This window comes from Chitinophaga sp. (assembly GCF_039596455.1).
Classification (GTDB): domain Bacteria; phylum Bacteroidota; class Bacteroidia; order Chitinophagales; family Chitinophagaceae; genus Chitinophaga.
Window position 1 is genome coordinate 1,042,261 of the sequence record NZ_JBCNJR010000001.1, and the last position, 24,698, is coordinate 1,066,958.

The following is a 24,698-nucleotide window of genomic DNA, read 5'->3' on the forward strand; positions in this document are numbered from 1 at the left end:
GACAAGATGTTGGAGCTAACATTTTAAATTAGGGAAAAAGCATCATATAAGCAAATTAATTAAAGCCGCCATGCGGCTCTTTTACCTGAAATTCCTCCCTTCGGGGAAAATCCTTGTCTGCCCGCTGTCCTGCGGCTTTTCATCTACTGCGGTAAGGTGCAGTAGCAGTTTGTTCAAGTTATAACACCGCTGTACCACTACATGCACCACCTCTCCTTCCCGCTGCAGCTTTCCTTCCACCATCAATAATTTGGACTGGAGGATCTCCCTGCGGTATTTCGTAAAGAGTTTTTCAAAAACCACGAGGTTGCTGCAGCCGGTTTCATCTTCTATGGTAATAAAGCAGATGCCGGAGGCGGTACCAGGCCGCTGCCGTACCAGCACCAGCCCGGCCACTTTTACCGGTGTACCGTCTGCCAGGTTATTCAGCTCCTCCGTGGAAAGGATATGGAGCAGGCGGAGCTTTTCCCGTACAAAGCTGACGGGGTGAGCTTTTAAAGACAGCGAGGTGGCTGCGTAGTCATGCACCACATGTTCCGATTCCCGCATTTCCGGCAGCTGCGCAGGTGTTTCAGGGATTGCCTGGCCGGTGTACAGGCCGGTGGGCCGGTCTTGGAGGGCGGATACCTCCCAGAGGGCGCGGCGGCGGTCAAGGCCTATTGACCTGAATGCATCGGCATCCGCGAGTTTTTCCAGGGTGGTATACGGTACACCGGCATCCCGCAATGCGGGTATGCTGGTATAACCTCCTTCCTTTGCGTTCAAAAGCGTTTGTATATCTTCTTCTTTCAAACCTTTCACCTGCCGGAAACCAAGGCGAAGGGCGTAGTATTGACCGGCTTTTTCTTCTATCGTATTATCCCAGGAAGAATGGTTAACATCTGCAGGCCGCACTTCTACCCCGTGTTTCCTGGCGTCTATCACAATCTGGGCCGGCTGGTAAAAACCCATGGGCATGCTGTTCAGCAGGGCGCAGGCAAAAACTTCAGGGTAGTGGTATTTGATATAGGACGAAACATATACCAACAACGCGAAGCTGGCGGCGTGGCTTTCCGGGAAGCCGTAGCTGCCAAAGCCCTCCAGTTGCCGGAATACGCGTTGGGCAAATTCCCGTTTATAGCCATTTTTCACCATGCCCTCTACCAGTTTCTCTTCAAATTTCGTCACCTGCCCCGGTGCTTTGAAGGTGGCCATGCTCCGGCGAAGCTCGTCTGCTTCAGTAGGTGTAAAATCAGCCGCCTCTATCGCAATTTTCATGGCCTGCTCCTGGAACAAAGGCACGCCTAGTGTTTTATGAAGAATATTTTCCAGCTCCGGTGATGGATACTCTACTTTTTCCTCCCCGTTACGGCGGCGCAAATAAGGATGCACCATATCTCCCTGGATAGGCCCCGGCCGTACAATGGCCACTTCAATCACCAGGTCATAAAAATTCTTCGGCTTCAACCGCGGCAGCATAGACTGTTGCGCCCGGCTTTCTATCTGGAATACGCCGATGGTGTCTGCATGGCCGATCATCTCATATACACCATCATCATTTTCAGGAATGTTGGCAAGCGTATAGGATTTACCATGATGTGTTTCCAAAAGATTAAAAGCTTTCCGGATGCAGGTGAGCATCCCTAGTGCCAATACATCTACTTTTAGAAAACCGAGTGCATCAATGTCATCTTTATTCCATTCAATACAGGTCCTGTCTTCCATCCGTGCATTCAGGATAGGGCATAGATCTGACAGCTTGCCTTGAGTGATCACAAAGCCGCCGGTATGCTGCCCAAGCTGGCGGGGGAAACCGATGAACTGTTCCGTGAGTTGCAATGCTTTGCGCAGATGCGGGTCTCCGGCGTTAAGGCCCTGTTCAGTAAGGCGGTTCTCTTCAAACCATTCCGGGGTAAACTCCCAAATAGACGAAGAAAGCCGGTTAATGGTGTCCACAGACAGGCCCATGGCTTTCCCCACATCCCGGATGGCGCCTTTTTGCCGTTGTTGCGTAACGGTAGCTACAATGGCAGCCCTGTCACGGCCATATTTGTTGTAGATGTATTGTATCACTTCTTCGCGGCGTTCATGCTCAAAATCTACGTCAATGTCTGGCGGTTCGTTGCGGGCGGAGGAAAGGAAACGTTCAAACAGCAGGTCAATTCTGTCCGGGCTTACAGATGTGATACCCAGGCAATAACACACAATGGAATTGGCGGCGGAGCCGCGGCCCTGGCACAGGATCTTTTGCTCCCGTGCATACTGTACAATATCATGCACTGTCAGGAAATATGCAGCATAATCCATCTCTTTAATGAAGTTCAACTCATGGTTAATGGTGTCCACGGTTTTAGATGTAATAGTATCGCCAAAACGTTCCCGTGCGCCCTGCCAGGTAAGTGCCACCAGCTCTTCCTGTGGACTGCGGCCTTTATTAGTGATTTCTTCCGGGTAAACATATTGCAGGCTATCCAGCGAAAACCGGCAGGCATCCGCAATGTCACAGGCGTGGCGGAGGGCGTCTGGATACTGGCGGAAAAGGCGGTGCATTTCTTTTGCGGGTTTGAGGTACCGTTCGCTGTTTTGGTGCAGCCGGAAACCGGCTGTGTAAATGGTGCATTTTTCCCGTACGCAGGTGACCACATCCTGCAGCTCGCGGCGCGTGGGGTGGTGATAATGTACGTCATTGGTGGCTGCCAGCGGAATGTTGAATTGTTTGGACAATTGGGAAAGGCGATACAGTCTTTTCAGGTCGTCTCCCTGGTAAGAGCGGGTAGCTGACAGGTAAAGCTGGTGGCCGAAGGCTTCCCGGTATTCCTGCATGGTTTTCAGGAAGGCGGGGTCAAAGTCAAACGTTTCATTCAGCTGGGCAGGCGGCACGGCTATGAACAGCATACCTTGCGCATGCTGGTATACATCATTCCTGTACAGGTGGCAATCTCCTTTTTCCGCCCGCAGGTTACCGGTAGTGAGCAGGTTGGAGAGCCGGCTGTAGGCTTCCTGGTTGGTGGGGTAAGCAAGCAGGCTGGGGCCATCCTGCAAATCCAGCCGGCAGCCGGGAATGAAACGGATGCCGTGTTTCTTTGCTGCCACATGGGCCCGCACAATGCCGGCCAGGGTATTCCGGTCTGTAACGGCTATTTCAGTATATCCATAAGCAGCGGCCTGTTCTACCAGTTCTTCCGGATGGGAAGCGCCCCGGAGAAAGCTGAAATTGGATGTTACCTGTAATTCTGTGTAGCGCATACTTCACTTGTTTCCTTTACGCAAAAAAACCGTGGATGAACCAGTTGCGGGGCCTGTCCACATCATAGTGGCCAGACCTGAAAAGCCAGTATCTGCGGCCTTCTTCATCTTCCACGCAATAATAATCACGGTGTTCTCCGCCTTCCAGCCACCATTCCCGCTCAATCCGCTCCGGGCCATCGGCTTTTTTGATGGTGTGCAATTGTCCTTTGTAACGAAACAGCATGGGCGGATAGTCAGGTATGGGGGCTGTTACTTCTATGGGTTCCGGCCGCGGCAGCAGCCGGATAGGACGGGGCCTGTCTGTGCGCCAGGCGGCCGTATTTTTTTCATGCAGGTCTGTAGCGGGCCGCATGGAGCGTTCCGGCCAATAGTGTTCCGCGGGTAGATAACGATGGATGATGCCTGCTCCCATTTTGCCCGTCAGGCGGTCCAGCAGCTCCGCCATGTTAGCGTCTTCCAGTCCGCCAGCCTTGTTCCAGAAAACGTTTTGACGGGAAGGGGCTTCTTCCACCTTGGGGGCATGCAGCACAAAAAGTTCAATGCCCAGCGCCGGTTCCATGGAAGGGATTTTCAGCTCGAACAACTTGAACAGGTGGGCAGCGTTGTGGGAAGGGCGGTTGGTACCTATTGTCACCTGCTCCACTTTACCGTCTACCCGGTGCCCTTCGAATACGGCCGTACGCAAACCTTTTTCTTCTTTTTGGAGACGCGCGCATAGCGCTTCCAAAAGCCGCTGAACAGCTATCTCAATGCCTGTGCCGGTCACAATCGGTTCCAGGCAGGGCAGTCTTTCCTGGTAGGCTTCAACAGGTTGTAATGGCAGGAAGGCTTCTATTTCCAGGCCCAGCGCCTGATCAAGCCGCTGCAGCAGGCCGGGGCCAAAGCGCCGCCTCAGGGCGGAGCGTTGCATGCCAATAAAGTTGTGTACCTGGTGCAAGCCCAGTTTGTGCAGGCGCTCTGTAACAGCAGGGTTGAGGCGAAGGGCTGCAGGGGGCAGCGGCATGAGCGCGGCTGCCTGCTCTCCAGGCTCAACAATGGGAGAAAGCTTCCCGAATCTCGCTATGGCCCAGGCGGCGCCCATGGTGTCTGCCATGGCAGCGCGTACTTCATAGCCGTTTTTTTGCAGGCGGGCAACAATGTCTGCCAGATAGGGTGCTTCACCGCCCCAGAGGTGTGCGCAGCCGCTCACGTCAAGCATCAGCCCGTCAGGCGGGTCTATAGCCGTTAAGGGCGTAAAGCGGATGCACCATTCTCCCAATGCGGTCAGTAACCTGATGGGCAGGCCCGGCTGATCGTCCAGCACCTGCAGGTGGGGAACAAGCGCCCGGGCATCGGCTACCGTCATGCCCGCATCAATTCCCTGCTGCTGCGCTGCGGCGTTGGCGGCCGTGACCATCAGGCGCCCATGGTCTGGCGCGCTGAGCACAAATGCCGTATTGCCTAATGCCGGCTGCCGCCGTATGCACCAATCTGTTGTAAGATGCCGAAACCATATGGAAATAAAACGTTGCCTCATGTTGTCCAGTTTCACGTATAGCCACTCCTTGAGGCGGACCAGTGTTATCCCTGTTAAACGGGTTACCCGATTTTACGCGCAGGCTGCTGCGGCACCACCACGGTTTGTTCTGACACTTGCCGGAACCGCCCTGCAAACCATTCAATGGCCCAGGTGCCCGGCTTGCCGTTGCGCACCTTCAGCAGCTCCACCTGCCAGCGTGGGAAACCTACGCCCGGCATGTGTGCTTCCAGCTGGCTGGTCAGCGGGGTAATGCGCCAGCGTGAAGCGCAGGCCGTAGCATGCAAATGGCGCGGCTGATGGCGAAGCACAAACCCTGTAACCCTGCTATGCTCCACGGCAAGCTGCAGCCGCCGGGATGCAGTGAAATCCATCTCCTTTATTTCTCCCACTACCGCCGCCAGCCCCTCACATTTCAAAGCTTCTTCCATAGCCCATAACACATCCTTCTCCCGTTGCAGGGTTATAAAAAACACCCTGTCAGGCTCAATACCGAATGCCTTCAGCGCCGGTGGAAAAATGACGCTGGAAGTACTGATCCATATACAAACATTGCCGTTCTGCATCAGGCTGCCCAGTAAACCGCTAATAAAACCGGCGCTGGCCGCCGCATGTTCTGCCGCCATGCTCAGGAACTCATGGATGGCTCCGGTAGGGAACGTGGCGCCTGGAAATGCGTTTTTCACCGGGCCAAGCCCTACATCTACCTCGGTACCGTTAAATGCCGGCCTGAGCCCCTGTAAATGAAGGATATCCTTTTGCAACTGAGCTATGATATCTGCTTTCCCAACAGGCATTTAAACTAATTATTTTAGCAATGTTACTAAATAATTTAGTAATGAAATGAATATTTTTTTCCTGAATGCAACTGCCAGGAAAAGACCTACCGCACCCGCAGCATTCTGGCATTAATGGCCACCACTATAGTGCTTACACTCATCAGAATGGCTCCCATGGCCGGGCTCAGCATGAATTTGGGATACAGCGCCCCGGCCGCCAGCGGTATGGCAATAACGTTGTAACCAACGGCCCAGATGAGGTTCTGCACCATTTTCCGGTAGGTGGCCCTTCCGAAAGCGATCATCTGCACAACATCCTGCGGATCACTGTTCACCAGAACAATGTCTGCCGTTTCTGCGGCCACATCCGTACCGGAGCCAACTGCAATGCCCACGTCTGCCTGCGCCAGCGCGGGCGCATCGTTCACCCCGTCACCGGTCATGGCTACTATTTCCCCTTTGCCCTGGAACTCTTTTACCTTGTTTTGTTTTTCATGGGGTAATACATTGGCCAGGTAACCGTCCATCTGCAGTTTTTGGGCTACGGCGGCGGCTACTTTTTCATTGTCTCCCGTAAGCAGGAAAGATTTGATATGCATGCTTTTTAACTGCGCAATGGCATCAGCGGCAGATTCCCTGATGCTGTCTGCCAGGGTGATGATGCCGGCGGGCTGATCATCTATCAATACGAAGTTCACGGTGTCTGTAGACTGGTCAATGCTGTCAGGTATGGCGGGCATGGTCAGTTTTTCCTGCTTGAAATAATTGGGCCCTGCTGCAACTACTTTTTTCCCGTTCACCGTTCCTTTTACGCCAATGCCCTGCATGTATTGGAAGTCTGAAGATTTCCACAACTCCAGCTGTTCTTCTTTCAGTTTCCGCATTACCCCATGCGCAATATGATGTTCTGAATTTTGCTGCACTGCTCCTGCATATTGCAGTATTTCGCCGGCGTTAAACTGCCCGTTGAGCGGAATAACCTGTTGTACCTCATGGCTACCCATGGTAAGCGTGCCTGTTTTATCAAATATAATGGTAGTAAGGCGCCGCGCATTTTCAAATGCGGTACGGTTGCGGATCAGCAGGCCATGCGTGGCGGAAAGCGTGGTAGATACAGCTACAACCAGGGGAATGGCCACGCCCAGTGCATGCGGGCAACTGGTTACCATCACTGTTACCATACGTTCCAGCGCGTATGCCAGCTCACGGCCGGCCGTGAGCCAAACAATGAAAGTGATCACGCCAACGCTGATGGAAACAATGGTCAGCCATTTAGCTACTTTATTGGCCAGGTTCTGTGTTTTTGATTTGGCGCCCTGCGCAGACCGTACCATGCCGATCACTTTATTCAGATAACTGCTGCTGCCTGTGCCGGTTACCCGCACGCGCAAAGCGCCGTCTCCGTTCACTGCCCCGCCTATTACCGAAGCGCCGGTTTCTTTTTTTACCGGGGTGCTTTCACCGGTAAGCATGCTTTCATTTACATAGGAGCTGCCTTCAAGAATGATACCGTCTGCCGGTATTTTTTCGCCCGGCTTGATCACTACCACATTATCCTGCTGCAGGTCTTTCAGCGGAATGTCCATTACATGGTCATGATGCTCAACATGCACGGTGGCCGGTAACAATTCCACCAGCGATTCCAGCGCGCGGGAAGCGGCCATCTGCGATCTCATTTCCAGCCAGTGGCCCAGCAGCATAATGTCTATCAGCGTGGCCAGCTCCCAGAAAAAATCCATGCCCGGCAGGCCGAATACCACTGCCACGCTGTACATGTATGCTGTGGTAATGGCAACTGCCACCAGCGTCATCATACCGGGATTGCCATGTTTCAGTTCATTTACCAGTCCCGTGAGAAAAGGCCAGCCTCCATAGAAAAAGATAAAAGTACCGAGCGCCAGCAACAGGTACCGGTCTCCGGGAAAAGTAATATGCAGCCCCAGCCATTGTTGTATCATATGGGAAAGCAGCAGTACGGGAACGGTTACCAGCAGGCAGATCCAGAAGCGCTGCAGGAAGTTGGCGGTATGATGCCCGGCATGTTCGTCATAACCGCCGGTGTGGTCATGATCTTTATGCCCGGCGGCCATGGGTGCATGTTGATGATGTGCATGATGGTCCATAATGTTCGCAGGCTTTTATGGTTATAACATTCGGTGATGGGCTTTGTTCTTGTAATGAAAGGCTCAAACAAAAATAGTCAGCTGCAGCCGGGAGGGTGTTACATAATTTTGCCGTTCTTTTATATTTAACCTATATTTGAAAAGTTGTTCCCCGGTTAACCATCAATGCCCGCCAAGGGCGGCACTCAGCTATGAGAAACCAAAATCAGAGAACTATATGGAACAATTTAGTGAAGGCTGGCATGATGCCATGTATGCAAACATGTTTGCGATGTTTAACCGGTTGTACCCTCTTTCAGCAGAATTACAGGAAACCATCCGCAGGCATTCAAACGTAGTGTCCTTTAAAAAGAAGGCCATCATTCTGGAGCATGGCAAAGTATGCCGCAATTGTTATTTCGCGCTGAAGGGCCTGGTGCGCGCCTATTACATCAAGGACAACGGAAAGGAAGTAACGTCGTGGTTCATGAAAGAGAGCGATATCGTTATTTCTGTACGAAGTTTTTTCATGCAGACTAATAGCCGCGAAGTACTGGAAGCGCTGGAAGAAACCTGGTGTGTTTCTCTGCGGGTAGACCTGCTGGAGGAAATCTATCACGCCTTCCCGGAGTTTAATTTTGTTGGCCGTAAACTGACGCAACACTATTATATCCAGATGGAGGACCGCGCGTTCTCTTTAAGGATGGATGATGCGAAGCAGCGGTATGACAGGCTGATGGCCCAACATCCTGATATTATTACACGCGTGCCGGTGAACTACATAGCATCTTACCTGGGAATATCGGCGGGAACATTAAGCCGTATCCGTTCCGGCAACTACTGATTTCTTGATATTTATCAAGACTTGATAGAATGGATGAATTTAATTTTGGGATAAATCCATTCCATATGAAAGAAATAGGCAGAAAACTCTACCTTCTCCGTATTCTTTACAACTTCACCCAGAGTTACGTTGCGGAGCAGCTGAACATTGCTTGCTCCACCTACGTATCCATGGAGCAGGGGCTTTCCAACATGCACTATGGCCGGCTTGAATCCATCCTGGCCATTTATAACCTCAGCATGCAGAATTTTTTCTCTTTTACGGAAGAAGACCTGCTGAATGTTATCAGGGGGAAATGTGTTATTTTGAAGGATGAGGACACCCCTTTGTACCCTTATGTGATTACAAAGCTGGAGGCCATCATCAAGTTGATGGCCCAGCTGCTGCAAATCGCAACGGGCGGCCAGAACGGGTATAACAAGCCATTGGGCCTGGAACCGAAATAATAAGGGAACAAAATTATTGCCAGGCCTTGTTTTACGCCAGACAATGCACGATATTGTAACGCATCTTTTTTAAATGATGCGGTGAACTAAAATATCTGCCATCGGCTGGCGTAGAAACATGCTGTATAGTCTCCTTAAAATATGGGTCAGGATTGCGTTGCAATTCTATTGCAAACGCATCGTATTTCATTATAAAGAAAACCACGATCCCTGCATCCTGGCTTGTACCCATCCCAATTCCTTCCTGGACGCCATGATCATGGGCGCGCTGATGCCCCGCCGTATCCACTTTCTGGCGCGCGGGGACGCTTTCAGGAAACCTGCGGTGGCGCGGTTGCTGGGCGCCATGCATATGATACCCATTTTCAGGCTGAGCGAAGGGAAGGAGAACCTGGCAAAAAATGAAGAGACGTTTCACCGGTCTGTTGAGATATTGCGGAAGGACGGATGTATCCTGATTTTCCCGGAAGGCGTTTGTGTGAATGAATACAAGGTGAGGCCACTGCGGAAAGGCACGTTCAGGATGGCCATTAATGCCTGGAAGAATGAAGGGCTTGCTTCGTTACACATCCAGCCGGTCTCTATTGTGTATGATTCTTTTGATGCGGCGCCTAAAAGCATTCACGTGCATTTCGGGGAGATCATGCCGGAATCTCATCACAGCAAAACCTTTAATGACACCTTGCATCACCGCCTGGAAGCGGGTATGCAGGCAGGCCTGCAGGATATTGCGCCCGCAAAGCGGAACCGCCTGCTGCTGGCATTGCCGGCAGCTATAGGCTGGTTCACGCAAAGATGGTTCTATGTGCTCTGGCGGAATTTTGCCAGGAAGAAAACGAAGGGCACGGTTTTTTATGATTCCGTTTTGTTTGCCTGTATGTTCCTCACCTACCCGCTCTTGCTGCTGGCAGTGGCGGGCACGGCCGCGGCCTTTTACGGGCCCTGGGCCTGGCTGCTGCTGGCAGTACTGCCCTTTACGGCCTGGTGCTATAAAGAATACAAGTCTATTTAACCTTGCTGAGAGACAGCATCCTGATCATCCAGTCCGGCAAAGGTTTTTCCAGGGAACGTTTTTTCAGGTTGAGGTAAAGGCCCCATTTTTTGTAGAGGGGAACTTTATGGGTTTCCACCAGTTCTATCAGCGTACCGTCAGGGTCTTCCACGTAGCAGAAGCGGCCGGCGGCGCTTTCCATGGCAAAAGAGTCCATGCTGTCAATAGAAAAATGGTAACCGAATTTGGAGGCGTGCTCTTTCAGGGCGCACATGTCTATTACGTCGAAACAGAGATGTATGAACCCGCAGTCTCCCCAGTAGCGGTTATGGTAAATTTTCACAGGCTCACGGTCAAGGCACTGCACCAGCTCAATTTCTACGGAGCCCAGCAGTTTATGGAACGCGCCGATGCTGCCGGGGTGCTTTCTCAGCAGTACCCTGCGGAATTTGGCGTCTGACACATCGTACACCATTTTATCTATTCCCAGAATGTCCCGGTAGAAACCAACGGCCTTTTCCATGTCACGCACGCCAATTACCGCGCCGGTAACGCCGCCGCAGGCATTGCTGTTTTTGTGGAACCAGTGGTTGCCGGTTACTACGTCAAACACGTTTTCATGCGCATCAGTTACATAAAAATGAGGCTGGCCGGCAGGGTCTTTGGTCAGCTCTCCCACTTTCACGGAGCTGCAGCTTTTCAGGTGTTGATGGGCGGCTTCAATGTTACGGCACTTGATCTTGGCGGCATAAATGCCAAGGTCTCCATACTGGGGCACCTGCGCGGGCGCTACAGGCTGCCGGTCCTGGAACTGCCAGATCTCGAACCCGCCGCCGCCTTGCATGTTCAGGGAAAGCACGGCCCGCCTGCGGTGTACGGTGCCGCCGGTATAGGGCGTCATTAGTGTGGCTTCAGAAGTGTCATCAAATATCAGCACATCCATGCCGAAATGTTCCTTGTATCCCAGCATGGACTCTCGGACATTTCTCACACCGATCCCTATTTGCTGAATTCCGGTAATGTAAGTCATAACAGTTGATTTAGGCTTTTTTATTGATTGGCCCCCACTTTGCGGGCAATATAATAATATAAGGGCGGGCAAAATTTGTGAAATGCCCACAGCAGCCGCTCACCCCGGGCCACTATCACCCGCCGTTTTCCCTTCCGCATACCCGCCACAATTTTCCTGACGCAGGTGGCCGCAGGAATACCGTTGGCCTGCCCTTTATCCATTTTGTTATGCGCCTCGCCGCTGCCGGTAAGCGCATGCAGGGAAATGGGGGTGTTGATGCGGCCGGGACTGGCAATCAGGACTGAAAATCCCGGAATGGTATGTTCTACCTGCAAGGTTTCAAAATACCCCTGCAGCGCATGTTTGGCGGCTGCATAGGAGGTGCGCAGGGGAAAACCCATCAGTCCCGCCATGCTGCTCATCACCACCACCTGGCCGGTTTTTCTTTCCCGGAAGTGGGGCAACAGGCTTTTTGTGAGCGCAACGGGTGCAAAAAAATTGATCTCCATCAGCCGCCGGTCTACTTCCAGGCGGGTTTCTTCCGCCACGGCCCGTTGTGTAACACCGGCATTGTTGATCAAGATGTCAATATGGCCGAAGGCTTGTAACGCGGCGGCGCTCAGTTGGTCCAGGTTGTCTTTTTCCAGGTCTGCCGGCAGCAGAAAACATTCCGCGCCGGTTTGCTCCTTTACCCTGGCCAGGGCTTCCGCGTTCCGCGCGGTCAGTATCAGCCGGGCGTTTTCACGGGAGAGCTGCAGGGCCAGTTCTTCTCCCAACCCGGAGGATGCCCCCGTGATCCATATCACCTTGTTCGTAAAAAATCCCATGCTGTTAGTCTTTTGTGGCGCGCCACATCTATACGCCAGTGCCGGGCCACAGGCAGCTTTTTCCCGGCAATCCTCTGCCATGGCTGGTTAAGCAATCGTTTCCGGATTCTTTCCCCGTGAGTTATGTCAGTATCAAGGGATAAATGCGGATGCTGCAACGATGGAATACACCAATGATCTGCAATGCGTACGCGGTTGTTGACTGGTCATGAAGATAAGAAAATTAAAATCTTTTCAAAATCTGAATCCGGATTAACTTTTTTCCTCCTGATGCCGGCCGGGAGCCGGCCCTTAAAAAAACAGGCAGCATGGCATGAGTGATGGGGTTTAAAGGAGCCGACCATTACAGTCAGCTCCTTTTTTATTTCGGGGAAACAAAGATCTGTTTGAGGCCTTCTATTACCCCGTTATTGCCGCTCAGGCTGATGTTGTTGATCTTTTCCGCAATTTTCTCCACGTATTCCATCTCCTTCAGTTTAAACAACATGGGGTTATCTTCCATCAGCCTGGCCGTGTTCAGCAGGCTGCGTGTGCTGGCGGTTTCTTCACGCCTCATGATAATATTTGCTTGTGCTTTTTTCTCCGCCATCAACACCTGGTTCATGATATCTTTCATATCTCCCGGTAGTATTATGTCGCGAATGCCGCAACCCAGCACTGCTACACCCAGCGCCGCCGCATTTACCTGCAGGGAAAGCGTGTCTTTTTTCTCCAGCAGCTCATCAAAGCTGAGCGCCGCCACATATTCACGCAAAGCCAGCTGCACCAGCACGTACAACTGGCGTTCGTAATCCTTGTTCTGCAACAGGGCTTTTTCTACGTCCGTCACTTTGTACTGCGCCCAGGCGTTGATACGCAGGGCGGCTTTATCCCTTGTCAGAATTTCCTGGCCGTTGATCTCCAACTGCAACTGGCGGGTATCCACCTTTCCCACGTGAATGGGCGTGCTGTTCTTCCACCAGGCATAGGTACCGCCGGCCAGCTCTTTCCGGAATTTCCCGTCTGCGAACAGCAGCGCCTTTTCATAGTTCTCTACCACATAGGTACGAACAAAGGGTACCACCAGCTTGTGCTGCAGCACGTGCTGCGGGATGCTTTCATCTATGTCTGCCACGCTGATGTCTGCCCGTACAAACGCATAGTTGATCACGCTTTTCCAGTACGCGTAGCGGCCGGCCGTCAATACTTTCTGCAACAGCCCGTTTTCATACTGGAGCACAATTTCTGTGTCTTTCACTTCCACTACTATCAGCTCGCTGGCCAATGCGGCGTCCTGCAGGTACAGGTTCAGGTCCTGCGGGGGATTGAACGGCTGGAGGGTGTTGTAAATAACCAGGTCTTCTGTAAAATTGAGCCAGTGCTTGCCGGCTTTGAGCAAACGCAGGTAATCTCCCCGTTTGTAAACGAGGCCTACCTGGTGCTTGTTGATAGTGATCCTTTTCATAACTCATAGGTTTTTTAAATAAGCAGGCCGGTGATACTTTCCAATGCAATAAACAACGGAAGCGGACCTCAGGGCGGCTTGTTCATACAGTTGTGCAACTCGGAAAACAAGTGTATGGCATGCATGCCCCTCTGTATCCACCTGCTGGCGCTTACCGGATCATACGGCAAGTTTCCCGGCCTGCAGGCTTATCGCTATTTGTTGGGGAAGCAGCGTACTCCCTTTGTGGTTTCACTCCTTGTGAAAGCTGTTGCTCTACCGTTAAGCTAAGGGCTATGCCCGGGAGGATTCGAACCTCCAACACACAGATACTGATGGAACAGCACACTACACCGGCAACAGCATACGGCCGGCAACTGCCGCCGCACTGCGGGGCTATGCAAAACCCCTGCCCGGGTTGCACAATGAGCATCTGTCCTTTCTTCCATACCGGAAGCTCTTTAAAATGACGGCCGGGTGAGAGTCGAACTCACATCTTCCATATCCGTAATATGGCGCTTTATACGGTTAAGCTACCGGCCAGTTAATAAAAGGAAAGCCCGGCTGCGCAGCGCAACCGGGCTTTCTGTACACCAGTAATTAACTTACGTGCGTACACAAAAAGGTTGTGCAAAATGCTGACAGCGCAGCGTACGGACAAATTGTTCTGCCATCATGACCTTGAAATTAAAAAGGCCCCGCATGTTGTACGGAGCCTCAGTTATATTGAATCTGTTTTTTAAAACCTATTCTGCTGCATAACATGCACCGCATACGGTATAGCCGGTAAAACCGCTATCTCGTTTTATGCTGTTAATATGTGACATGTTGTGTTGCATGATTTTTTTTGTCTTTGACGGTGCAAAGATGGAACTATTTTCCGAATAACAAATGCAACGGCATGCATCTGCGGCGCACGGTCAAAAAGCAGTATGCATTTTGGCAATGCAGTACAAGTGTACAGGATAAACAGCATTGATCATTTTATGAAAAATTACCCCTGCCTGCACCTGAAAAAGTACCGTTTCCCGTAATAAAGCAACCTCCGCCGGCGTTTTATCGTAACGGAATTATGAGAACATTTCTTTTGTTGTTAGGCGCCGCCCTGCTGGGGGCCTGCTCTTCCCGGTCAGACAATAACCCGGGCGCTGTGCCGGCCGGCACCTGGCGTGTAACGCTTTTTTCTGAAAGAGGGGATGATGAAACCGGGGATTTTTCCGGTTATGTTTTCACTTTTTCGTCCGGTGGCGCCGTCACGGCGGTCAGAAGCGGCAGCAGCAAACCGGGCACCTGGTCGTTAAACAGCAATAATACCCGTTTCGATATTGATTTTGGTGAAAAAACTGATGCGAACAAGCCGCTGGGTGAATTGACGGATAACTGGAAGGTGCTGGCCATTACTGGTACCGAGATCAGGCTTACAGATGACAACGCCAGCAGCGAGGAGTTCCTGACCTTCACTAAAAACTGACCAAAACCAGACAATTCTTTCTATTTAACAACAATACAAATAATGAATTTTCGATATCTTTGTAGACTATACCATTCCTGAAAAACCATTTTGTGACATGAAAAAGAAATTGATGCGGATGAATTTACGTATTAGTAAAAAGACTTACATACTTCCCTTTATCGTACTGACCTCCCTTTTCAGCCTGAAAGTATCTTCCATCGGCAAAAAGAGCACGGGGGTTATTGCGCCCGCAGCAGCGGCGCTGGCAACGGTATCAGCGGCAGAAATGCTGTACGGTCAATTGGCGCTGGACTCGCTGGGCCTTTCCCGCGAAGCGTTCCAGTATGCGCTGCAGGGGCATGAAAACCTGCAGAAGGCGGGGAAGTTGGCAAACGAAGACATTCTTTCTATTGTAGACTTCAGTCTCCCCTCTACCAAAAAAAGGCTGTTTGTGATAGACCTGGCCTCCGGCCAGTTGCTTTTTAATACCCTGGTGTCTCACGGGCGCAATTCCGGCCGGGAAATGGCTACCAATTTTTCCAATGCCCCGGAGAGCTTTAAATCCAGTCTTGGTTTTTATATAACGGGCAGCACCTACAGGGGCGCGCACGGTTATTCCCTCAGGCTGGAAGGGGAGGAACAGGGTATTAATGACAATGCTATGGAAAGGGGTATTGTTATGCACGCGGCAGACTATGTAAATGAAAAACTGGGCCGCGTACAAGGTTATATCGGGCGCAGCCTGGGTTGTCCCGCCGTGCCGGTGAGCCTGCACAAAAAGATCATCGGCAAGATCCGGAACGGCTCCTGCCTGTTTATTTACAGTCCCAACCAGCAATACCTTTCCGCTTCCAGAATGATACAACTGCCTGCGCAAAAGCAGTACCTTTCCGGTTCCGGGAACGAGGCGTAACGGTTCATAATATGCAGTTTGTCTCTTAACCGGAACAATGCTGCTATTATGAAACGCTTTGCACTGCTTATTTTACTGTGGCCTTTGCTGCTGGCTGCCCGCGAGGAAGGTTCGAACTACATCCGCATCAACCAGCTGGGCTATTTGCCTGGTGGAGTGAAAGCGGCGGTGTGGGGGAGCCTCAACGGATCAGCGATCAGCGATTTTGAGCTGGTAGATTCCGCCAGCAACAAGGTAGTATTCAAAGCGCCTGCCGGCCAGCCCTTTGGCGCTTACGGCCCTTTCCGGCAAAGTTTCCGGCTCGATTTTTCAAAGTTCAGCAAACCCGGTACCTACTTTCTCAGAGCAGGCAATGCCTCATCTCCCGTCTTTCGTATAGGCGCTGACGTTTATAACGGCGCGGCAGACTTCTGTTTGCGCTATCTCCGTCAGCAACGCTGCGGTTTTAATCCTTTCCTGAAAGACTCCTGCCATACTTTTGACGGGTACACCCTGTATGGCCCCATGCCTGACAGCACGCGTATCAACGCTGTCGGCGGCTGGCACGATGCCAGTGATTACCTGCAATATTCCACCACTTCTGCCAATACCGCCTGGCACCTGCTGGCCGCCTACCGTGATTTTCCGGGGGTATTTACGGACCGGCACACTGCCAGCGGCCTGCCCGGCAGCAATAATACCGCCGACATACTGGATGAAGCGCGCTGGGGGCTTGACTGGCTCATGCGCATGCACCCCCGGAGCGACTGGCTGTTTAACCAGATTGCTGATGACCGTGACCACCGCGGTATGCGCCTGCCCGCGCTGGATTCTTTTTATGGCCGCGGTTTTGAAAGGCCGGTATATTTTTGCTCCGGCCAGCCGCAGGTACAGGGTGTGAAATATAAAAAGATGAACAAAACCACCGGCGTGGCTTCTACCGCCGGGAAATTTGCCAGTGCCTTTGCGCTGGGCCATTCCCTGCTGAAAAAAGAAGACCCTGCCTATGCGGCAGAATTGCTGAAACGCGCCGGCTCTGCCTACCAGCTGGGCCTGCAGAAGCCGGGCGTGCAGCAAACAGCGTCTGTATTGTCTCCTTACATTTATGCGGAAGATAACTGGACGGATGATATGGAGCTGGCCGCCGCGCAGTTATATGGTGTAACACGTAAATCAACACTATTGAGGGAAGGCATGGCGTATGCGCAAAAGGAGCCGGTAACTCCATGGTTGGGTGCAGACACGGCCAGCCATTATCAATGGTACCCTTTCATCAACATCGGGCATTTTGAGTTGGCCAAAGTAGCGGCCACCTCGCAGAAAGCACAACTGGCCGGCTATTACAGAACGGGCATCGAAAAAGTATGGGCCAAGGCAAAGCAGAACGCCTTTTACCGCGGAGTGCCTTTCATCTGGTGCAGCAATAACCTCACCACTGCTTTTGCCATACAGTGCTACTGGTACCAGCAGCTGAGCGGAGACCGTACCTATGCCGCTCTTGCACAGGCTAATGTAGACTGGCTGTTTGGCTGCAACCCCTGGGGTACCAGCATGGTGTATGGCCTGCCGGCCTGGGGAGACACGCCGGCAGACCCGCATTCGGCATTCACCCACCTGAAAAATTACCCGATAGATGGAGGCCTGGTAGACGGCCCTGTGTACGGCAGTATTTACAGCAGCCTCATTGGCATACGCCTGGCGGAGCCGGATGAGTACGCAGCTTTCCAGAGCAGCCTGGTGGTATATCATGACGACTACGGGGATTACAGTACCAATGAGCCCACCATGGACGGCACGGCCTCACTTATCTACCTGCTGGCCCTGAAAGAAAATGAAGGAAGGATCAGAAAATGAAAAAGACGCTGATGCGGTGCAGCCCGTTGCGCAGCAAACGCAGCGCCTTGCGCATGTGTTGCTCCACAGTGTTGACGGAAATGCCGGAGCGCTCCGCAATTTCCTTGTTACTCAGTTCGCCGTTGCGGCTTAATAAAAACACCTGGCGGCATTTTTCCGGAAGCTGCTGAATGGCTTCAGACATCTGCAGCACCAGTTCTTTATGGGAAAGGTAGGATTCCACATCATTGCTGGCAGCGGCCGGCCGGGTTTCCTGGAACAGTTCGTACTTCTGATGAATGGCCTGCCGGTGCAGGAAGTTCAACACCCGGTTGCGCAACGCGGTAAAAATATATGCTTTGAAAGAAGTGTGTATCTCCAACCTGTCTTTCCTTTCCAGCAACTCCAGGAATACTTCCTGCACAAATTCACGGGCAGTCTCTTTATCGCCGGTTTTCTCATATGCTTTTTTCAGCAGCATAACGGCATAACGTTCATAAAGCGCGTCAAACGCACCCTGATCGCCCTTTTTCCAGAATGAGAGGAGCTCTACGTCTGTATGGTGAATGTAATGTGGAATAGACTTTGGTTCTTTTGCGTAAGTTAAATGTAAGCAAAAATAAGCGCTAAATACAAAGTGAAAGCGTTAAAAAAATATTTTTTTTAAGCGCATAACGGTTTCGTTTTTATTGTTTGTCCATATATGTAACCGAAGTTTATTTTTTAGCGTATGAGCCTGTTTGATGTAAAAGAATTACTGGAGAAATACAGGGCCGGAACGTGCAGTCCGGAGGAATTGCAGGCTTTGGAAAGCTGGTATGAATCCTGGAAGCACCCGGCCGCTGAAGCGGTGGAATGGCGTTCTGACGAGGAGCTGGCCAGGGAGCTGCTGCAGGATTTCCGGGAGGTGCGCCGCCGTAAAGACGCACTCTTTAACGGGGAGCGCCGCCATACCTGGTGGAGGGCCGCCGCCGTACTGGTGCCCATTATCGGCATTGGCGCGCTGCTCTGGTTCAGCCGCCCCGCTTCCATGGAAGAAAATACCGGCGCCGGGCCCGTACTGGCCATTGCGGCCAAAAAGCCTGACAGTAAACGTTTCATCCTGCTGCCGGATAGCAGTACCGTGGTATTGCGTGAAGGCAGCAGCCTCAAATATCCTGAAAAGTTTAATGGGACCACCAGGGAGGTTACCCTTGTGGGCGAAGCCTATTTCGACATCAAAAATCAGCCGGGCCAACCCTTCCTCATCCATTCCGGCAAATTGGTAACCACCGTGCTGGGCACGGCTTTTAATATTAAAGCATACCCGGATCAGCCGTCTGTGACCGTGACGGTAACCCGGGGAAAGGTAAAAATAGAGGAAGAAGACGGGCGCAAGCTATTGGGCATATTGCACCCTGATCAACAGATCGTATATAACCCCGGAAAGGTGGAGACTACCCCCGTAAAATCAGCCGAAACGGTAGCCTGGCTGAAAAAAGGGATGGACTTCAACGCCGTACCGTTTGACGACATTGCCCAACAGATCAATGAACAGTATCAGGTAAACATCCGGTTTGCCAACGAAGTAATGAAAAAATGCCGCATCAGGGCCACTTTTGAAGGCACTGAAACGCTTGACAAAGTATTGTTTGTGCTTTGTACAGTGAGCAATGCCTCCTACACCATTTCAGGTAGAGACGTGGTGATCAGTGGAGAAGGATGTTCGGACAATTAAAAGAGAGGATAACTGGTAGCAATCAAGTTCAGTAAACCAAAATCTTATACCATGACACTTATTATGGGTCCGCCGTCCTGAGTGACGCGGGCTACGAAAAACCCCTCCGTCTGTGGTAGGTCGGGAGGGGTATCGCTTAAAACGTAAACAGCCTCAATGGGCTATTTCTTCATCATTTTAAACTATTGCAAATTATGCAAAAATCCGTGGTTTTTGCTAATAGACGGCTATTGCCGGCTTTTACAACAGCAGTTTATTCTACGCAAATGCGTTTTTTTATGAGATTGAGCCTCTCCACCCTCATTTGCATGTTGGCCAGCATCCACCTTTTGTGGGCTATACCCACCAAAGGCCAGGCACTTGACGAGAAGAAAGTGACCATGGAGGCTTCCAATGCTACCCTTGAGAAAGTTCTGGGCCAGCTTGAAAAACTGTCCGGTTTCCGGATTGCTTATGCCTCAAAAAATGTGGCGAAATACGCCAACGTGTCTCTGGACTTTGCTACCAGGAGCGTCAGCGCCACGCTGAAAGCCTTGTTGAACAATACAGACCTGGGCTATAAGTTATCAGACAATACCATCATGATCGTAAGCCGTCATGAGCTGCCCCCGGCTCCGGTAGCAGATAATACGGTGGCAGACACTACGGTAACCCTGAAAGGGAAAGTAACGGACGAAGCCGGCACGCCCATGCCAGGCGTATCTGTAAGGGTGAAAAATACTACCAAAGGCGTTTTCACCGACGCCACCGGCGGATATACCCTCACCGTGAACCGTGGAGATGTGATCATTTTCAGCTCTATTGGCGCGGTAACCCATGAGCATGTAGTAGGGAGAACGGGTGCGGTGAACATTGTGCTGAAGGCAGACAACCGCAAGCTGGACGATGTGGTGGTGATAGGGTACGGCACACAGAGAAAGGCCAACCTCACCGGCGCCGTATCTACCGTAGACGTGAAAAAAACACTGGAATCACGCCCTCTTTCTGACGTAGGCCGCGGCCTGCAGGGCGCGGTGCCTGGTCTTACCATCACCACCGCCAGCGGCGACCTTGGCCGCAACCCCAATATCAGGCTGCGTGGTATAACCGGCTCACTCAACAGCAGCGGCGGCGCCAGGCCCCTGATACTGGTAGACAACGTGGAAATACCCAGCCTGCAAATGGTGAACCCGCAAGACATTGAGACCATTTCTGTGCTGAAAGACGCCGCCTCCACCTCTATTTACGGTACGCGTGCCGCCTGGGGTGTAGTGTTGATCACCACCAAATCCGGCAAAAAAGGCGCACCTACCAGCATCAACTATTCCAATAACTTTTCCTTCAGCAGGCCTACCAAACTGCCCACCATGGCCCCGGCCGCCGAAGGCGCAGAAACCGTGCTGGAAGTGCTCCGCCGCTCCAGCAACAACCCCGCCCAAACCCAGTTTGGCGTGTTAGGGATGTATTTCGATGACATCGGCATCCAGAAAATCAGGGATTGGGAAAAAACCTACGGCGGCCAGAACCTTGGCCCTGAAATGGTAATGGGCCGCGATCTGGAGATCAGGGACGGCAAGCTCTTCTTCTACCGCCCCTGGGACGTAGCCGAAGAGTACATGAAGAAAAACACCATGATGCAGAAGCACGACCTGTCCTTTACCGGCGGAACGGAAAAAACCACCTTTCACGTAGGCCTGGGTTACCTGAATCAGAACGGTGTGCTGAAATTCAAGACAGATAAATTTGACCGGTACAATGCCAATGTGAACGTTACTACCAAGGTGAACGACTGGGTAGATGTTCGCGGTAAAATAATGCTGGCGCAAACCACCTTTGAAACGCCTTTCATTTTCTCCGCAGATACATATGGCCCATGGTACTATCTCTACCGCTGGCCCCGTATCTATCCTTACGGTACGCTTGACGGCAAGTCTTTCCGCAGCGCACTGACAGAAGTGCAGCAGGCTAATATGAACCAGACCAAATCCCGCTTCAACCGCGTACAGGTAGGTACCACCCTGCGGCCGCTGAAAGACCTCACCATAGATGTAGATTATACGTACTCTGCCACTAATACCCGTGAACGGAACGTTGGCGGTGGCACGGCCGGTATAGACTTCTGGGGCGGTTCGCTGAACTATCTCCCCAACTACCAGTCTGCGGCTTATGACTATGTGGCTTATTATTCTTCCTGGAACGATATGAACTCCGGCAGGGCGTATGCTACCTATACCAAAAGTTTCGGTTCCCATAACCTCAAGCTGATGGTAGGTACGGATGTGGATGTGTATACTTATGGCAGCAATAACTCAAAAAGGAATGGATTAATAGACCCGGAAAGAGGAGAACTGTCACTTGCCACCGGAGACCAGTTTGCCACGGGCTCCAGCGGACACTGGGCTACCAATGGTTACTTTGGAAGGATCACTTACGATTACAAGAATAAATTCCTGCTGGAACTGAACGGCCGTTATGACGGTTCTTCCCGTTTCCCCAAAGATGACCAGTATGCTTTCTTCAAATCGGCTTCTGCCGGTTATGTGATATCCGAAGAAAAGTTCATGGAATTTGCCAAACCGGTATTGTCATTCCTGAAAATCCGCGGTTCCTATGGTTCTGTAGGTAACCAGAACGTTGGCCCGCTGGGTGATTATAAATTCATTCCCACTATGAGTGGTTCTGCCTCTGGCTGGCTGATCGGCAACACCAACATGACCACTGTAGGCACGCCGCAGGAGGTATCCCGCTCGCTTACCTGGGAAACCGTGGCCACTACAGATTTCGGTGCGGACATCCGTTTCCTGAACAACGAACTGGGTGTAAGCTTTGACTGGTACCGTAGAAAAACAACGGATATGATCACCCCGGGCATTACGCTGCCCAGCTCTTACGGCGGCACTATCCCCTCCCGCAACTACGGCGCCATGCAGGCTACCGGCTGGGAACTGGCCATTGACTGGAACCATTCGCTTGACAACGGCATCCGTATCAACGCCATGGCCACCCTGTCTGATTTCAGGGAAGAGATCATCCGTTATTCCGGCACAAGGGCCATCAGCGGCTATTACGATGGTAAATTGCTGGGCGAGATATGGGGGTATGAAACAGACCGTCTCTTCCAGGAAAGCGACTTCACCAAGAACGGGAATAACTGGATACCGAAAGAAGGCATCCCCAGCCAGACAAAACTGGCAGGCAATACCAACTGGTTCCAATACGGACCTGGTGACGTGAAGTACAGAGACCTGGACGGTAACGGCGAAGTATTTTCAGGTACCAGCACGCTGGATGACTATGGTGACCTGCGCGTGATAGGTAATTCCACACCCCGTTACCAGTACGGCTTCCGCGCCGGTGCAGACTGGAAAGGGATTGATTTCAGCTTTTACCTGCAGGGCGTGGGCAAACGCGAACTGTGGCCGAGCGGGCCGGTAGTGATACCCGGCTTCAATGCCGCGGAAGGATGGTACACTCACCAGATGGACTACTGGAGGGCAGACCGTACAGACGCTTTTTACCCCCGCCCCACAGACGCCGGCAAATCTAACAACAGCCGTAACTTCTATGTACAATCCCGCTACCTGCTGGATATGTCTTACCTCCGCCTGAAAAATATTTCACTGGGGTATACATTGCCGGCCCATATTACCAACCGGGCGCATATCAGGCAGGCACGCGTATATATCAGCGGTGAGAACCTGCTTACCTGGGACAACCTGAGCGTTCCCATTGACCCTGAAGTGGACCTGACGGCAGAGCAAACGGATGCAACGTCATTCGGCCGTGTTTATCCTTACCGTAAAGAAATTTCTTTCGGCCTTCAAGTCACCTTTTAATATTTAAACCGGATAATTATGAAAGCGAGAATATATTTAGCTCTGATATTGATGGCAGGTTTGATGGCAGGGTGTAAAAAAGACTTCCTGGTAAGAGACCCGCTTGACAAACTGGACGATGATTCTTACTGGGCCAATGAAAAAAATCTGCGCACCTTCGCCTACGGGTTTTATACTACCTACTTTGTTGGCTATGCCAGCGGTTTTACCTTTGGGCCGTACTTCTACCAGGGCCAATCTTTGAATGACGATTTTGGCCCTACCAGTCCCCCGCAGTTCACTAAAATTGTTCCTGCCACAGATGGAGGCTGGAGCTTTACCAACATACGAAAGGCCAATATCTTTATAGACAGGATAGGCACCGTACCCGGGCTTACAGATGAGGCCAGGAACCACTGGTGGGGTGTAGCCCGCTTTTTCCGGGCCCTGGCTTACTCGGAACTGGTGAATACCTATGGGGATGTACCCTGGTTCAGCAAACCCCCGCTTTCAACAGAGAAAGAGCTGATCTACAAACCCCGTGACCCGCGTGCCCAGGTGATGGACAGCGTGCTGGCAGACTTCAAGTTTGCTGCGGAAAACGTGCGTGCAGCAGATGGCGAGAAAGGCCTGAACGTTACCAAATGGGTGGTGATGGCTTACATGTCACGCATCATGCTGTTTGAAGGCACCTGGCAAAAATATCATAACCTGAGCACTGCCAAGGCGGTTGAGTACCTGACGGCCTCCAAATGGGCAGCCAATGAAGTGATCACCAAGGGTGGTTTCAAATTCACGAATGCATACCGCGAATCTTTCAATTCGCTTGATCTGTCCAAGAATGAAGAAATGATCATGTACCGCCGGTATGCCACCGGTTTGCTCACGCACTCCCTCAACAGTTATGTGAACAGGGAAGGCCAGACAGGGCCTAACAAAAACCTGATTGAAACGTACCTCTGCACAAACGGGTTGCCTATAGACCCAGCAGGTGCTGATCCGAATCCGCTATACCAGGGAGACAAGAACATCAACGCAGTAATGGCCAACCGTGATCCGCGCATGTTCGGTACATACAACATGGAAATCCGCCCGAACGGTTCTTATAACAAAACGAACCTGCTGGGAGTGTCTACGTCCGGTTATTGTACGCTCAAGTTCCTGAACGATGAAATTAAAGACCAGTCCATTGGTTTGTCTAACCTCAATCCCACCCACGCGCCCGTGATCCGCTACGGAGAGGTGCTGGTAAGCTACGCCGAAGCAGCTGCCGAGCTGGGTACGCTGGGGCAGCCCGGCATTACGCAGGAAGACCTGGACAAGTCCATTAATGTAATACGCAAACGCCCCACCGGCATCCCTGGCAATAATACCAAACTGCCTGACCTGCAGGTGATTGGCGGCCAGCCTGCGGTGGGCGGCACTGTGTATGACGATGAAAAGCGTGACCCGCTGGTGCCGGCCATGATATGGGAAATCCGCCGGGAACGCCGCCTGGAGCTTGTGATGGAAGGTTTCCGCCTGGATGACCTGCGCCGCTGGAAAAAGCTGGTGTATACAGACACGGAGAAAAACCCCGACATCAACCGCGGTGCCTGGATAGTACGCTCCGAGTGGAACAAACAACCGCCAGCTACCGGCTCCTGGCTGAAAGACGTAACGCTCACGGGCGCCAATGAAGGGTACATCATTCCTTCGCCGGTGGCTAAACGTATTTTTGAAAGCGATAAGGTATACCTGCAACCTATTCCCCTCAACCAGATAAAACTATATGAAGACGAAGGGGCAGAATTGTCCCAAAATCCGGGCTGGACGCAGTAACTTTAAGAAAAAAATTACGT

At 51.8% G+C, this 24,698-nt stretch carries 17 protein-coding genes and 1 tRNA gene; 9 read left to right on the plus strand and 9 right to left on the minus strand.

Annotation, left to right across the window (positions count from 1 at the left end; translation table 11 throughout):
* Window positions 1-81: 81 nt before the first annotated feature.
* The 4 genes from ABDW36_RS04380 to ABDW36_RS04395 all read right to left on the minus strand — a co-directional run bounded on the left by ABDW36_RS04380 (window position 82) and on the right by ABDW36_RS04395 (window position 7,646).
* Window positions 82-3,225, minus strand: coding sequence for an error-prone DNA polymerase (locus ABDW36_RS04380; protein WP_343700658.1), 3,144 nt, complete (start codon window positions 3,223-3,225; stop codon window positions 82-84).
* Window positions 3,226-3,241: 16 nt separating this feature from the next.
* Window positions 3,242-4,744 (minus strand): DNA polymerase Y family protein, encoded by a 1,503-nt coding sequence (locus ABDW36_RS04385; RefSeq protein ID WP_343700659.1) that lies wholly within the window; start codon window positions 4,742-4,744, stop codon window positions 3,242-3,244.
* A 62-nt stretch (window positions 4,745-4,806) separates the two neighbouring features.
* Entirely contained in the window at window positions 4,807-5,508 is a 702-nt protein-coding gene (locus ABDW36_RS04390) for an Error-prone repair protein ImuA (protein WP_343700660.1), read from the minus strand.
* Between the two features lie 119 nt (window positions 5,509-5,627).
* Window positions 5,628-7,646, minus strand: coding sequence for a copper-translocating P-type ATPase (locus ABDW36_RS04395; RefSeq protein ID WP_343700661.1), 2,019 nt, complete (start codon window positions 7,644-7,646; stop codon window positions 5,628-5,630).
* 217 nt (window positions 7,647-7,863) lie between these two features.
* Here ABDW36_RS04395 and ABDW36_RS04400 point away from each other — a divergent pair, with 217 nt between their 5' ends.
* The 3 genes from ABDW36_RS04400 to ABDW36_RS04410 all read left to right on the plus strand — a co-directional run bounded on the left by ABDW36_RS04400 (window position 7,864) and on the right by ABDW36_RS04410 (window position 9,927).
* Entirely contained in the window at window positions 7,864-8,469 is a 606-nt protein-coding gene (locus ABDW36_RS04400) for a Crp/Fnr family transcriptional regulator (RefSeq protein WP_343700662.1), read from the plus strand.
* 65 nt (window positions 8,470-8,534) lie between these two features.
* On the plus strand, window positions 8,535-8,915 hold the full coding sequence (locus ABDW36_RS04405) for a helix-turn-helix domain-containing protein (protein WP_343700663.1): 381 nt from the start codon (window positions 8,535-8,537) through the stop codon (window positions 8,913-8,915).
* A gap of 118 nt (window positions 8,916-9,033) precedes the next feature.
* Window positions 9,034-9,927 (plus strand): 1-acyl-sn-glycerol-3-phosphate acyltransferase, encoded by an 894-nt coding sequence (locus ABDW36_RS04410; RefSeq protein WP_343700664.1) that lies wholly within the window; start codon window positions 9,034-9,036, stop codon window positions 9,925-9,927.
* Here the strand turns inward: ABDW36_RS04410 and ABDW36_RS04415 are convergent.
* The 4 genes from ABDW36_RS04415 to ABDW36_RS04430 all read right to left on the minus strand — a co-directional run bounded on the left by ABDW36_RS04415 (window position 9,920) and on the right by ABDW36_RS04430 (window position 13,711).
* Window positions 9,920-10,897 carry a VOC family protein gene (locus tag ABDW36_RS04415; RefSeq protein ID WP_343700665.1) on the minus strand — a complete coding sequence of 326 codons (978 nt, stop codon included), beginning with the start codon at window positions 10,895-10,897 and terminating at the stop codon, window positions 9,920-9,922. The genes ABDW36_RS04410 and ABDW36_RS04415 overlap by 8 nt on opposite strands.
* A 59-nt stretch (window positions 10,898-10,956) precedes the next feature.
* Window positions 10,957-11,745, minus strand: coding sequence for an SDR family oxidoreductase (locus ABDW36_RS04420; RefSeq protein ID WP_343700666.1), 789 nt, complete (start codon window positions 11,743-11,745; stop codon window positions 10,957-10,959).
* Between the two features lie 361 nt (window positions 11,746-12,106).
* Window positions 12,107-13,189 (minus strand): slipin family protein, encoded by a 1,083-nt coding sequence (locus tag ABDW36_RS04425; protein ID WP_343700667.1) that lies wholly within the window; start codon window positions 13,187-13,189, stop codon window positions 12,107-12,109.
* A 448-nt stretch (window positions 13,190-13,637) separates the two neighbouring features.
* A tRNA-Arg gene (locus tag ABDW36_RS04430) sits at window positions 13,638-13,711 on the minus strand.
* A 529-nt stretch (window positions 13,712-14,240) separates the two neighbouring features.
* On the opposite strand from ABDW36_RS04430, the gene ABDW36_RS04435 reads away from it, so the two are divergent.
* The 3 genes from ABDW36_RS04435 to ABDW36_RS04445 all read left to right on the plus strand — a co-directional run bounded on the left by ABDW36_RS04435 (window position 14,241) and on the right by ABDW36_RS04445 (window position 17,367).
* On the plus strand, window positions 14,241-14,639 hold the full coding sequence (locus tag ABDW36_RS04435) for a hypothetical protein (RefSeq protein WP_343700668.1): 399 nt from the start codon (window positions 14,241-14,243) through the stop codon (window positions 14,637-14,639).
* A gap of 118 nt (window positions 14,640-14,757) precedes the next feature.
* Entirely contained in the window at window positions 14,758-15,534 is a 777-nt protein-coding gene (locus ABDW36_RS04440; RefSeq protein ID WP_343700669.1) for a murein L,D-transpeptidase catalytic domain family protein, read from the plus strand.
* 48 nt (window positions 15,535-15,582) lie between these two features.
* Window positions 15,583-17,367 (plus strand): glycoside hydrolase family 9 protein, encoded by a 1,785-nt coding sequence (locus tag ABDW36_RS04445; RefSeq protein ID WP_343700670.1) that lies wholly within the window; start codon window positions 15,583-15,585, stop codon window positions 17,365-17,367.
* Here the strand turns inward: ABDW36_RS04445 and ABDW36_RS04450 are convergent.
* Complete coding sequence (locus ABDW36_RS04450; RefSeq protein WP_343701700.1) at window positions 17,357-17,926, minus strand: RNA polymerase sigma-70 factor; 570 nt, start codon at window positions 17,924-17,926, stop codon at window positions 17,357-17,359. The two genes, ABDW36_RS04445 and ABDW36_RS04450, sit on opposite strands and share 11 nt — an antisense overlap.
* Window positions 17,927-18,076: 150 nt before the next feature.
* On the opposite strand from ABDW36_RS04450, the gene ABDW36_RS04455 reads away from it, so the two are divergent.
* The 3 genes from ABDW36_RS04455 (at window position 18,077) to ABDW36_RS04465 (ending at window position 24,678) form a co-directional block, all read left to right on the plus strand.
* Window positions 18,077-19,063 (plus strand): FecR domain-containing protein, encoded by a 987-nt coding sequence (locus ABDW36_RS04455; protein ID WP_343700671.1) that lies wholly within the window; start codon window positions 18,077-18,079, stop codon window positions 19,061-19,063.
* A 278-nt stretch (window positions 19,064-19,341) separates the two neighbouring features.
* Entirely contained in the window at window positions 19,342-22,878 is a 3,537-nt protein-coding gene (locus ABDW36_RS04460) for a TonB-dependent receptor (RefSeq protein WP_343700672.1), read from the plus strand.
* A gap of 18 nt (window positions 22,879-22,896) precedes the next feature.
* Window positions 22,897-24,678: a RagB/SusD family nutrient uptake outer membrane protein gene (locus ABDW36_RS04465; protein ID WP_343700673.1), complete on the plus strand. Its 1,782-nt coding sequence runs from the start codon at window positions 22,897-22,899 to the stop codon at window positions 24,676-24,678.
* The last annotated feature ends 20 nt before the right edge of the window (window positions 24,679-24,698 follow it).

Excerpts from the sequence above, each read along its gene's own strand:
- ABDW36_RS04380 (WP_343700658.1), bottom strand. The coding sequence starts at position 3,225 with ATGCGCTACACAGAATTACAGGTAACATCCAATTTCAGCTTTCTCCGG.
- ABDW36_RS04385 (WP_343700659.1), bottom strand. The coding sequence starts at position 4,744 with ATGAGGCAACGTTTTATTTCCATATGGTTTCGGCATCTTACAACAGAT.
- ABDW36_RS04395 (WP_343700661.1), bottom strand. The coding sequence starts at position 7,646 with ATGGACCATCATGCACATCATCAACATGCACCCATGGCCGCCGGGCAT.
- ABDW36_RS04400 (WP_343700662.1), top strand. The coding sequence starts at position 7,864 with ATGGAACAATTTAGTGAAGGCTGGCATGATGCCATGTATGCAAACATG.
- ABDW36_RS04405 (WP_343700663.1), top strand. The coding sequence starts at position 8,535 with ATGAAAGAAATAGGCAGAAAACTCTACCTTCTCCGTATTCTTTACAAC.
- ABDW36_RS04410 (WP_343700664.1), top strand. The coding sequence starts at position 9,034 with ATGCTGTATAGTCTCCTTAAAATATGGGTCAGGATTGCGTTGCAATTC.
- ABDW36_RS04420 (WP_343700666.1), bottom strand. The coding sequence starts at position 11,745 with ATGGGATTTTTTACGAACAAGGTGATATGGATCACGGGGGCATCCTCC.
- ABDW36_RS04425 (WP_343700667.1), bottom strand. The coding sequence starts at position 13,189 with ATGAAAAGGATCACTATCAACAAGCACCAGGTAGGCCTCGTTTACAAA.
- ABDW36_RS04435 (WP_343700668.1), top strand. The coding sequence starts at position 14,241 with ATGAGAACATTTCTTTTGTTGTTAGGCGCCGCCCTGCTGGGGGCCTGC.
- ABDW36_RS04440 (WP_343700669.1), top strand. The coding sequence starts at position 14,758 with ATGAATTTACGTATTAGTAAAAAGACTTACATACTTCCCTTTATCGTA.
- ABDW36_RS04445 (WP_343700670.1), top strand. The coding sequence starts at position 15,583 with ATGAAACGCTTTGCACTGCTTATTTTACTGTGGCCTTTGCTGCTGGCT.
- ABDW36_RS04455 (WP_343700671.1), top strand. The coding sequence starts at position 18,077 with ATGAGCCTGTTTGATGTAAAAGAATTACTGGAGAAATACAGGGCCGGA.
- ABDW36_RS04460 (WP_343700672.1), top strand. The coding sequence starts at position 19,342 with ATGAGATTGAGCCTCTCCACCCTCATTTGCATGTTGGCCAGCATCCAC.
- ABDW36_RS04465 (WP_343700673.1), top strand. The coding sequence starts at position 22,897 with ATGAAAGCGAGAATATATTTAGCTCTGATATTGATGGCAGGTTTGATG.